Source organism: Pandoraea cepalis (genome assembly GCF_902459665.1).
GTDB classification, from domain to species: domain Bacteria; phylum Pseudomonadota; class Gammaproteobacteria; order Burkholderiales; family Burkholderiaceae; genus Pandoraea; species Pandoraea cepalis.
On the sequence record NZ_CABPSL010000012.1, the window covers coordinates 60520 to 72712 of the forward strand.

The 12193-nt window shown below is 64.7% G+C and carries 6 protein-coding genes; all 6 read left to right on the plus strand.

Translation table 11 applies throughout. The annotated features are described in order from the left end of the window. Positions 1 to 83: 83 nt before the first annotated feature. The 6 genes from PCE31106_RS15385 (at position 84) to PCE31106_RS15410 (ending at position 12117) form a co-directional block, all read left to right on the plus strand. Entirely contained in the window at positions 84 to 956 is an 873-nt protein-coding gene (locus tag PCE31106_RS15385; protein ID WP_150563866.1) for an N-acyl amino acid synthase FeeM domain-containing protein, read from the plus strand. 218 nt (positions 957 to 1174) lie between these two features. After that, positions 1175 to 4192: a putative bifunctional diguanylate cyclase/phosphodiesterase gene (locus PCE31106_RS15390; RefSeq protein ID WP_017234333.1), complete on the plus strand. Its 3018-nt coding sequence runs from the start codon at positions 1175 to 1177 to the stop codon at positions 4190 to 4192. Between the two features lie 491 nt (positions 4193 to 4683). Beyond that, positions 4684 to 5691 carry a hypothetical protein gene (locus tag PCE31106_RS15395; protein ID WP_150563867.1) on the plus strand — a complete coding sequence of 336 codons (1008 nt, stop codon included), beginning with the start codon at positions 4684 to 4686 and terminating at the stop codon, positions 5689 to 5691. 119 nt (positions 5692 to 5810) lie between these two features. Continuing rightward, positions 5811 to 9404 (plus strand): DNA translocase FtsK, encoded by a 3594-nt coding sequence (locus PCE31106_RS15400; protein WP_150563868.1) that lies wholly within the window; start codon positions 5811 to 5813, stop codon positions 9402 to 9404. A gap of 391 nt (positions 9405 to 9795) precedes the next feature. Beyond that, entirely contained in the window at positions 9796 to 11010 is a 1215-nt protein-coding gene (locus tag PCE31106_RS15405; protein ID WP_150549775.1) for an ABC transporter substrate-binding protein, read from the plus strand. Positions 11011 to 11238: 228 nt separating this feature from the next. Next, positions 11239 to 12117: a branched-chain amino acid ABC transporter permease gene (locus PCE31106_RS15410; RefSeq protein WP_017234336.1), complete on the plus strand. Its 879-nt coding sequence runs from the start codon at positions 11239 to 11241 to the stop codon at positions 12115 to 12117. Positions 12118 to 12193 lie beyond the last annotated feature (76 nt).

Sequence of the window (12193 nt, forward strand, 5' to 3'; positions counted from 1 at the left end):
ATCAAGAAAGGATATGTGCGATGTATCGGCGAGCACGCCTGTGCATGGCACTCATCCTCTATTGACCTTAAGGAGTATCAATCATGTTTGACCTCGCCCAAGCCTCGGATGTCCTGTCCATCACCCCGACCGACCTGTCGTCCGGTCAGCGCCGTCCCACGTCGTTGCCGGCTGCGGTGCGCGCCCCGGCGGCCGATCTCGATACGATGCGAGAAGAGCGTCTGCCCTTCATCGTCACCATCGCGAGCGACGACGCAGCGTTGCGCGACGCCGTCGCCATGCGTCAGGCCGCCTACGGCCGCCACCTTCCCGATCTGGCCGCCACGTTGAGCGAGCCGGAGCCCAGCGACCGCGAGCCGGGGGCCATCGTGCTCGTGGCGCGCGCGCGGCTCGACGGCGCGGTTCTTGGCACAATGCGTATCCAGACCAACCGTTACCAGCCGTTGCATCTCGAGGATTCGGCGCCGTTGCCCCAGTGGCTGGACAGCGCCGCGTTGGCCGAGGCGACGCGTCTGGGCGTGGTGGCTGGGCCGGCCGGACGTGTCGTCAAGACGGCGCTGTTCAAGGCCTTCTATCAGTATTGCCTGCTGTCCGCGGTCGACTGGATGGTGATTACGGCGCGTCCGCCGCTGCATCGGCAGTATGAAGCCCTGATGTTTATCGACGTGTTCCCGTCGCAAGCCCTGATCCCGATGGCACACGTCGGCGGCATCGGACACCGCGTGCTGGCGCTGGACGTGGCGCAGGCACGCACGCGTTGGCAGGCGGCGGAGCATCCTTTGTTCGCCTATATGTGCCTCACCCATCATCCCGACCTGCGGCTGGGGGTGCCCGGAATGCAGGACGTTGTGCGGGCGTCATCGGGCGAAGCCAGTGTTGGCGCGCATTTGCGGGATTTATCTTTTGGCGGCGACGCGGTACGATGCGGTGCATCAGGCTTCAGCTTGTCGGTGTAATGCCGTTATTCGAACTAACGTTATCCCGTCGCCTGCCGCATTCGGTCTTTTGGGCGATGGCGATAACGCGCAAGGCGGGCAAAAGAGACCTGCCCGTGTCGGCCTGCATCGGGGTCGCACGGGCCAGGGCCGGCCCGGCCGGCAGGGCGTGCCGAGGGGTACGCCCTGCCCGGCGAAGCTCGCGGGGGCGACCAATAAGATAAGGGCTTAAGATTTCTATGGCGGGGGAACTCGGCAACGAGCGTGACGATTACAGCCGCAATTCGACCGATTTCGCCGACGAGTGGGCGGAACGCTCCGGTTCGCGGCGCCGTTGGCGCGTGAGCGCGCGGCTCGACGAGCTTTTTCGTACGATTTCGCTGTACGCCGTTCCCGCCGCCATCATGCTGCTCTCGGGCCTGGTGCTGATGTTCCAGGAGAGCCAGTACGCCGTGCGGGGTGAAACATCGTTGACCTTTCAGGCGAAAGGCGATGTACCCGCGACGTTCGGCCCGCCGATGGTGCAGGGCGTCCTTGAGCGCGCGCCCGCCGTTCGGCAGTTCAGCACGCATCTGTCCGAGGCGCCCGTGTGGTTCCGGGTCACCGTGCCGCCCGTGGGCGCTGCCCAACATACGGTCATCGAATTTCCCTCGCGCCATGCGCAAACGCTGATCTGCTGGCGCAACCCCGACGCCCCGGCCATCGGACGCGCGGACCGCAGCGCCGTGCGCGGGGCGATCCGAATGTCGAAAGCGGGCTTTGCGATCGATCTCGGGCAACTCGTCGCGCCGGTGACACTCCTGTGCGAGGGCACATTCTCCGGGCCGGCGCATCTCACGCTGGTCGCCTGGCCGGCGTCCGAACTGAATGTCTCCGAACGCGAGTTCCATCGCAGCAACGGCTTGCTCGAAGGCGGTCTGTTGACGCTTTCGGCATTCGTGCTCGTCACCGCCATCATCAACAAGGAATGGCTCTACGTCCTGTTCGCGGCGTGGCTGATCGGCAACTTGCGGCTCGCGGCGAACTCGCTCGGGGCCGACACGCAATGGCTGGAACGCGCCATTCCGACCGACCTTGACGCTCTGGTGCGCAAGGCGACATTCGCCATCTACTACGTGCTGACGTATTCACTGTTCACGCAGCTCTTCAAGCGGGAGTTGCGCCGCATCGGCTGGCGGTGGATGGTGATGGTGCTGCAATGGGCCGGCGTGGTGCTCTGCTGCGCGGCCATCGCATTGCCGTATGCGCATTTCATCCCCGTGCTGTGGGTTGTGGCCGCCCTGGGCATCGCCATCGTCCTGGTGCTGCTGACCCGCATTCTCGTGCTGACGCGCTCGCGGGTCGCGATGTGGTACAGCGCGTCGCTGTCGATCGTCCTGTTTGCCACGTTTTCCGAAGTGATCGCCGCCGCGTTCAATGCGCGCGCGTTGGCGACGGCGTTCAACAGCGTGACCGCGGCGCTGTTCTCGAGCCTCATGGCGGCGCTGGCCATTGCCGAGCAGATGCGGGCCGAGCACCAGGGCAAGCTCGAAGCCCAGACCGAACTGCGCAACGCCTACGACGTGACGCCTGTCGGCCTGTTCACCCTCGACGATCAGGGTGTTTTCGTTCGTGGCAACGCGGCGTTGCACACCATGCTGGGCATTCCCAATACCGAAGGGCGAACGTTCCGCTGGGACCAGTACTTCGGCCAGAGCACCTGGCGCATGCTGCTCGATGTCGCGCAGCACAGCGAGGAATCGGAACTCGAAATTCTCTCGCTGCCCCGCGACGACGGCCGCACCAGCCGCTATCTCGTCAAGGCGATTTTCTCCGCAGGACGCATCGAAGGCTCGTTGCAGGACATCACCGAACGGGCTCGCACGATGGAGCAATTGCGCTATCTGGCGGAGAACGACCCGCTCACCGGCGTCTCGAACCGGCGCGGCATCGAAAAGGCGCTGGCCGAGGCCATCCGTACCTTATCCGACGCCAGGCCGGCGGCATTGGCCTATCTGGATCTGGATCGGTTCAAGCTAGTCAACGATCTCTTCGGCCATGCGGCGGGCGATGAGGTGTTGCGCCAGGCATGCGATCGGATGCGAGCACGCTTGTCGACGGATCAGAGCGTGGGGCGCACCGGCGGCGACGAGTTCATCGTGGTGTTTCGCGATGCGACGATCAAGGAGGCGGCCGCCGTGGCGCGCCGTCTGGTCGACGCGATTTGCGGCGAGCCTTATCAGATTGGGGAGCGCGCCTTTCAGGTGCGCGCGTCGGCCGGGGTCATCGAGCTGACCGCCGATATGCGGGTGCCCGACGCGATTTCATCGGCCGACCGCGCCTGTCGCGAGGCCAAGAAGAGTCGCCGGGAGTTGGTGGTCTATGAGCGCGGGGCGGCGGCATTTCGTGAGCGCCTCGCCGAATTGCGGTTGATCGATGCGCTCGACGCCGGACTCACGCCCAACACGCTGTTTCTCGAAATGCAGCCGATCATGGAGATGGCGTCGCCCGGCGAGTCGCTCAACTTCGAGGTGTTGCTGCGCATGCGCGATTCCGACGGCAACATCGTACCGGCCTCGCGTGTCATCAGCGCGGCCGAGGAGAACGGCAGCATCGGCATGATCGATAAATGGGTACTGACGAACACGCTCGCCTGGATCGACCTGAACCGCGACCGTCTCGCAAAAACACGGTTTGTGTGTGTCAATCTGTCGGGGGCGTCGCTCAACGACGAACATTTCATTCGGGACATCTTCACCACGCTGGCGGCCCATGAGCGTGCCGTCGGGTTGCTGTGCATCGAGATCACGGAAACCGTGGCGCTGCACGATCTCGACAATACGCGTCGCTTTGTCGATCGGATTCACCAACTGGGCGGACGCATCGCGCTGGACGACTTCGGTGCGGGCTTCAGTTCTTTCTCATACCTGAAGGATCTGGCGGTCGACGCCATCAAGATCGACGGCGCGTTCGTGAAAAGCATGGCGGCGCATCCGGCCAATCTGGCGATCGTCGAAGCGATTGTGGCGCTGGCGAAGAATCTCGGGATTCGCAGCGTCGCGGAGTGGGTGGAAGACACCGCAACGCTCGAAGCCTTGTCGGAACTGGGGGTCGACTATGTTCAGGGCTTTCTGATTGCGCGCCCGCAAACGCCCGAGGCTATCCTGGCCGCCGACTCGGCCGTCAGTTTCGTTCGCGATCCCCAACTGGCATCTTTGCTGCTCGAGTTGGGGGATGCGTTCTACCCGCGTCATCGCAGCAACTCGGCATTGCACTGATTCGATTCTCCCGACGCGACGCTTCGACAGTCCGTCGGCGAGGTGCGTCCGTTAGCCGATAAAAGTCGCATCAGTCGACGATTTGTCATGCGAATTATCGGTATTTTTCGCAATACTGTATTGCCCACGCGATTCCCGCCCGGCACTCGATCCGCAGTGCCCAATATGCCGGAAACCCCCATGAATCGGGCGTTTCCGCGTCAAGTCATTTTTTTCGGGGCGTCATCAAAACGTAACCCGAAGTAAGAATTCCAATTGGAATAAATCTTGTCCCCGGTAAAGGCCGGGTGGCAGAATCAACGCATCGACGTGGTGGAGCGCATCCTCCATGCGCCGGTGAACCGTATCCGTGGGTGGGGCATGACGCGGAATGCAATGCGGCGCATCGGCGTCCGGCAAATGACAGGCACGCGATATGCAACGGGGTTAGGAACGCGCACATTCACGAGATGCGCGCGGCGCAACCGTAGGACCTAGCCAGAACAACGACAATGATCTCGACGCTTCTCAAACTCGTCTACCGCTACAGCCATACAGCGAAGTGGCGGCACAACGAACGCCTCTGGCCGCACGCGCGCATCGAGCGCGATGCCATGGGAGCCATCGAGCGCTTTACGTGGCGCTCGCGCCGGGTGCCACTCGTTCGGCGCGCCGAATTGCAGCGCCTGCGCCGCTTGCCATGCCACATTATCGCCAGCGGACCGTCGGTTGCCGAAATCGATTACGAAGCGCTGCCGATGCATCACGTCATGGGCGTGAATGGGGCTATCGCGCTGACCGACCACGCGCCGGTCAAATTCAATTTCTACTGCATTCTCGACGCCGGTTTCGTGCGTCAGCGTCCGGACCTGGCGCGCCGCGTCGTGGCGCGCGATCTGGTGTTGTTCGTCACGCCGGTCGTGCTCGCCCGTTTGCTGGACACGTTCCCGGCGTCGGCGTTCGGGTGCCGTTTCTATCTTGTAGACGATATTTTCAAGCGCGGGATGGAGGCGGCTAGGACGCCCGAAGCGCTGCGCGCGAACCCGCAGGTTGGGGCAAGCGCGGCGTTCCAGGGCGAGCAGGGCCGCCTCGGGTACAGCTTCGATCTCGACCATGGCTTCTTCCACGGTGGCACCGTCGCGTATTTTGCACTCCAGGTGGCGACGTGGCTGGGCTTCACCGAGGTGTACCTGCATGGGGTCGACTTGCGCGACGCCGCGCAGACGCCACGGTTCTACGAGACCCTGCAAACGCGTGCGCCGACGCGGTTGGACGTGGAGTTCTCCAGCCTGATCGAGCCGTCGTTCCGCCACGCGTCGGCGGTCTTGCGCGCACGCGGTGTGCGCGTCGAGAACCTGTCGCAAGCGAGCGCGCTGGGGGACGACATCTTCGCCAAAGTCGACTGGCGCGCGCTGCGTCGCCGGAACCTGAGTCTGGTCGTACCGGACGCGAGCGGCGAGAGCGCCGGTCTCGGCAGCATGCCGACGTGGCGCTCGACCGGCACGCACGGTCGGCCGTAACGTCTGCCACGCGCGGCACCCAGGTCAGCCGATGCGCGAAAGTCCTTGCCGAGAGGGCCTCCGCACGGTGGTCTACCTGCTACAATCGCACTCCGGGTTTTCCTGAAGCACGAGCGATTATGGGGTTTGGCTGGTTCGGACTGTCGACGTTTTGGTTGCTGGCGTTGTGCTGGCCTGGCGTGCGGGGTCTGCTTGGCGGTGAGATACGAATCTTCGGCCCCGGCACGCTGCGCATGCTGCTCGGTATACCGCTCGCGATCGGATCGAGTGCCACGCTCGCCGCGCTGACGGGCGGGGAGGGCAACACCGCGGGGGGCAGCGTCGGCCAATCCCTGTCTCACGGCTTGCACGTCGCGTTGGGCGGTACGCTCGCGATGGGCGTGGCGAGCTTCGTCCTGCTCTTTTCCCTTCCGCTGGTCTTCGGCACCACTTGGTGGGGCATGTTCGCGCGCGGCAAATCGTCCGACGACGATATCGAGGCGCCCGGCTACGAATCGCGCTTCGATGGGGCCGCCCGCGAGCCGGCGCGGGGTCTTTCACACATGTCGTTCGACACGAGTGAGCGTGGTGAGCGCGGCGAGCGATTTACGCCCACGCTCGGACAAGGGCATCACGATGTCGGTAGCCTGAGGGAAGACGCGGTGCCGCGCCGCCGTGGTCTGGCGGCACAGCCGCGCTGGAAGTTGTCCGACGAGGAGCGCGCGCGGCTCGACGCCATGCGACCGCCGCCGTTGAGGGTGCCGGGTGCGCCGCGCACCGAGCCGTCGTTTGCGAATGGCGTGCGACTTCGTCCGACAGGCAAGGGCGCCTCCGTGGGACGTGCAGGGACCGCCGTGGCTGCCACCGTCGCCTCCGCAGCGACCACGAGGGCGAGCGGGGCTTCCGTATCTGCGGCTTCGGTCAGGACCGCGACATCCGTTGCGTCGACCGCTCCCTCTAGTGTTGCTGCGCCGCTCACGGCAACCAAGGCAGGCATGCCCGCGAAGCCGCCTATGCCCGCCGATCCGCTGAATTCGACGTCGATTTCTGGGGCGACGGGATATCGCCGCCCCGTGGGCGTCGCGCCCGCCCATCTGCGCGGCACGATCGTGCATAGCCCGTTCCGCAAGCCGCAGCTCGGGCTTGAAGAAATGCCGCCACGGGGGGCGCCGCGTGTCGCGTCGTCCCCGGCGGATGCCGGGACGCCGGCGATCGCCGACACGTCAGCCAACGTTGCGGCGTCGGGCGCTGTCGCGCCTCGCCCGGCGGCGCCTGCGATGCGGGGGGCCGCGTCCTGGTCCGCGACCGATGCCGCCTCACCGCTTTGCGCGGCCGTCTCCGCATTTTCGCCCGTCGATTTGTCGGCAAAGGACGTTGACGCACCCGTCTTCGAAGCCTTGCCGCCCGCACCCACCTCGGAGGTGCTGGCCCAACAAGCGGCCGCGCGTGCCGCCGAACAGGCGCGCGTGCAGGCCTTGGCCGTGCTGCGCGACGAGGCGCAAGCGTTGCTTCGCGACTTGCGTCAATGGACAGCATCCGACACGGCGCAGGCCGCTGACGCACCCGCGTTGGCATCGGCGTATCCGGCGACCATCGTCGATCGCCGGGAAAGCGTCGCGGTAGACGAGGAACGCTTGGGCATGGAAGTGACGAACGTTATCGAACCCGTCGCCATTGCGAAAGCCATGCCGGTGTCGGCGGCGTCCGACCCATCGCCACCGGCCGCCGGGGGCGTCGACATGACCGCTGCGGCGCCGTTCGCACCCGATTCGCCTTCTGCCTCTGCGTCTTCGATGCCACATCGTCCGTTCGTCTTTGCGGATGTGTTGGCCAGCGTCGAAGCTTTCGATGTACCGAAGGACTTGCCGATCGACGTACCTTTCGATGTGCCACACAACGCCACGCGCGACGAACAGGGCTACCGGGCAGAGGACGCTGCATCCGTAGACGTACCCGACGCGCTGGAGGCCGAAGCGTTAGCGTCGAAGCCGCATTATGTCTTGCGTGCCGACGGCACCTGGGCACGCGCTGAAGCGTCTCCCCATCCCGGCCATCCGGCCTACGCACCGTTGACGCACGACGACGCCATCTCGTCATCGACGCCCACCATGCCGTCGCCCGCGGCCGCCGTGCCTGTCATTCCGGCGTTCGCCGCGTCACCGCCGTTCGGCATGGCGACGACGGCTGAGCCGCGCGCCGCCAGCTTCTCGGGGAACACCCCCTACGAACTTGCGCCGCCCCGCGTCGTCATCGATTACGACTTGCCGTCGCTCGACCTGCTGTCGCCTGTGACGTCGCTGGATGTCGCCAATGTCGTTTCGGACGAAGCGCTCGCGGCCGTGAGCCAGTTGATCGAGCAGCGTCTGGCCGAATTCAAGGTGCCGGTCACGGTGGTGGGCGCGTCGGCCGGCCCGGTCATCACGCGTTTCGAAGTCGAGCCGGCGGTGGGGGTGCGCGGGGCGCAGGTCGTCGGACTCGTACGGGATCTGGCGCGAGCGCTGGGCGTGACGTCGATCCGCGTGGTCGAGACGATTCCCGGCAAGACCTGCATGGGACTGGAACTGCCCAACGCGCAGCGGCAAATGATTCGCCTGTCTGAAATCCTGACCGCCCCCGTGTTCGACACCCATCGCTCGCACCTTGCGCTCGCCATGGGCAAGGACATCACGGGTGAGCCCGTCGTGGCCGATCTGGCGCGTGCACCGCACCTGCTGGTGGCGGGCACGACCGGCTCGGGCAAGTCGGTGGCCGTCAACGCGATGATCCTGTCGTTGCTCTACAAGGCAACCCCGGACGACGTGCGCCTCATCATGATCGATCCGAAGATGTTGGAGCTATCCGTCTACGGTGGCATTCCGCATTTGCTCGCTCCGGTCGTGACCGACATGAAGCAGGCGGCGCACGCCCTGAACTGGTGCGTGGGCGAGATGGAAAAGCGTTACCGGCTGATGTCCGCGCTTGGCGTGCGCAATCTGGCCGGATACAACGAGAAGATCGATGCCGCACGCGCGGCGGGCGACAAGGTGCGCAACCCGTTCTCGCTCACCCCGGACGCACCGGAGCCGCTGGACCGTCTGCCATTCATCGTCGTGGTCATCGACGAGTTGGCGGATCTCATGATGGTGGCGGGCAAGAAGATCGAAGAACTGATCGCACGGCTGGCGCAGAAAGCGCGCGCGGCGGGCATTCACCTGATTCTCGCGACGCAGCGGCCTTCGGTTGACGTCATTACCGGCCTCATCAAGGCGAACATCCCGACGCGGGTGGCCTTTCAGGTGTCGTCGAAGATCGATTCGCGCACGATTCTCGACCAGATGGGCGCGGAATCGTTGCTGGGGCAGGGCGACATGCTGTTCCTGCCGCCGGGCACGGGGTATCCGCAACGCGTGCATGGGGCGTTCGTTGCCGACGACGAGGTGCATCGCGTCGTCCAGCACTGGCAGCAATATGGCGAACCGGACTACGACGAAGCGATCCTCGCGGGCGACCCGAGCGAGGCCGCTTCCGCCGATTTGTTCGGCGAGTCGTCGGGCGATGCCGAGGCCGATCCGCTCTACGACGACGCGGCGGCATTCGTGCTGAATTCCCGTCGCGCCTCGATCTCCGCGGTGCAGCGGCAATTGCGTATCGGCTACAACCGCGCCGCCCGTCTCATCGAGCAGATGGAAACGGCCGGACTCGTCAGCCCGATGGGGCGAAACGGCGCGCGCGAAGTGATTGCAACGGGCGAGTAATCGCCATCCCTTACACCTGCCTTACGACCCGCCCTCCGAGTCGAACTCTTTGGCACTCCGTGCCGATCTCAAGACACGCGCCACCCGTGGCGCGTGCCGTCAAACCCCTTGGAAACCCGCACCAATTGGCGATAGCAGCGCGTATACCCGCGTGAGCGTAGGGGTATTCCCGCCTTTGCGGGCAAAACTCAGCGAACACATAATCGGCGCGCTAGCTTGGTCGTTCAACGCGTGCGGTACGGTATCGCCCTGACACGAATTACAACATCGGGGGGATGCGGCGGGGGGAAGTCGACTCGCGCGTCGCGCATTCTACGGCAGGGCCTGCGACATCAGGAAATCGCAGCAGAAAAGCGTCATATCGAAACGCATCGCACCGAAGGAGACCCTTATGCAATTCCGATTCAAGGTCATGGCTGGCGCCGTGGCATTTGCCCTGTCCGCCTCGATGGCTGTGGCGGCCGATCCGATCAAGATTGGCGTATCCGGCCCGTTCACCGGCGGCTCGTCGTCGATGGGCGTTTCCATGCGCGACGGCGTGCGTCTCGCCGCATCGGAAATCAACAAGTCGGGTGGCGTGCTGGGCCGCCAGATCGTGCTGGTCGAGCGCGACGAAGAAGCGAAGAACGAGCGCGGCGTGCAGGTCGCGCAGGAACTGATCAACAAGGAAAAGGTGGTCGCGACCGTCGGCTTCATCAATACCGGCGTGGCGCTTGCCTCGCAGCGTTTCTATCAAGACGCCAAGATTCCGGTGTTCAACAACGTGGCGACGGGTACGGTCATCACCCAGCAATTCAAACCGCCTCAGTACGCCGATAACTATGTCTTCCGCAACTCGGCCAAGGACAGCATCCAGGCGCCGATGATCGTGGAAGAGGCGATTACGCGCCGTGGCTTCAAGAAGCCGGCGATTCTCGCGGACTCGACCAACTACGGCCAGCTCGGACGCGAGGATCTGGAAAAGGCGCTCGCCGCCAAGGGCATCAAGCCGGTGGCCGAAGAGAAGTTCAACATCAAGGACGTCGACATGACGGCCCAGTTGCTCAAGGCCAAGCAGGCCGGCGCTGACGTCATCCTCACGTACGGCATTGGCCCGGAACTGGCGCAGATCGCCAATGGCATGGCCAAGCTCGGCTGGAAGCTGCCGCTGGTCGGTAGCTGGACGCTCGCGATGTCGAACTACATCGACAACTCGGGTGCGAACGGCGAAGGTGCCCGTATGCCGCAAACGTTCATTCAGGAGCCCAACACGCCCAAGCGCAAGGCCTTCATCGACGCGTACCTGGCCATGTTCAAGCCGAAGAACAACCGCATCGACTCGGCGGTGTCGGCGGCGCAGGGCTACGACTCGGTCTACCTGCTGGCCGCGGCCATCAAGCAAGCCGGCAGCACGGACGGCCCGAAGGTGCGCGCCGCGCTCGAAGACCTGAAGGCGCCGGTCGACGGCGTGGTCACGACCTACGATCACCCGTTCACGCATGACGATCACGACGCCATCACCGCCAATATTCCGGTGATGGGCGAAGTGAAGGGCGGCCGTGTCGTGTATGCCTACGACAGCGATCTGAAGGCGGGCAGCAAGGTCCGCGAGAAGGCTGCGAAGTAACTCGCCCTCCCACTCCCTTGCATTTCGGTTGCGCTCTGCAGCCATGACGGATGAGCAACGGCGCGCGTTGGTTGTGATCCGGGCCCCTGGCAACGGGGTGTCCGGGGGCAGCGCGCGCGCCGTCTGTTCAACCGGGCCATGCACCGGCACTCGGGACCGGCGCGCGGCACACGTCTCGAATACCTCCCGTGCATCGCTCGTAGGCTCGCACTCGCGAGAGAGGACCGCATGACCATCCTGATTCAACTCATCTACAGCGGTATCGCGCTGGGGATGATCTACGCCGTGATCGCCTTCGGTTACCAACTGACGTTCGCGACGTCCGGCACGCTGAACTTCGGCCAGGGCGAATCGCTGATGCTCGGCGCACTGGTCGGCCTGACACTGGTCGATACCCTGGGTCTGAATTACTGGCTGATGATCCCCATCGTCTGCCTGTTCGGTCTCGTGCAAGGGGCGCTGGTCGAGCGCATCGGCGTGAAGCCTGCCTTGCGGATCAAGTCGGAGTTCGGCTGGATCATGTCGACGATCGCGTTGGGCATCATCTTTCGTAACGTCGCGGAAAACGTTTGGGGACGCGACGATCTCAAGTTTCCTTCGCCGCTGCCCGAGTCGCCCATCCACCTGTTCGGCGCAAACGTGTTGCCGATGGAGCTGCTCGTCGTGGTCGGCGCGCTGCTCATGATGGCCGCCGTCGAGTTCTTCAACCGGCGCTCGATTTATGGCAAGGCGGTGGTGGCGACGTCCAACGACCGCGACGCCGCCGGACTCATGGGCATCAACACCAGTCTGGTCATCACCTTCTCGTATGCGCTGTCGTCCATGGCGGCCGCGTTTGCGGGCGTGCTCGTCGCCCCGCTCACGCTCACCGGCGCCACGATGGGGGCGGTGCTCGGGCTCAAGGCGTTCGCCGTGGCGATCATCGGCGGGCTGTCGAGCGGGATGGGCATGCTCGTGGGTGGCGTGATTCTCGGCATCGCGGAGACGACGACCGCGTTCTACATTTCGACCGGCTACAAAGACGTGCCGGGTCTCGTACTGCTGCTGCTCGTGCTGGCCGTGAAGCCGGCGGGCCTGTTCGGCAAGACCGCCATCAAGAAGGTGTAACCATGACCGCTCAGACCTCCACCGCACGCGGGGCCCGCGATCTCGGCGGCCTGCGCGTGACCACGAAGCTGGCTGC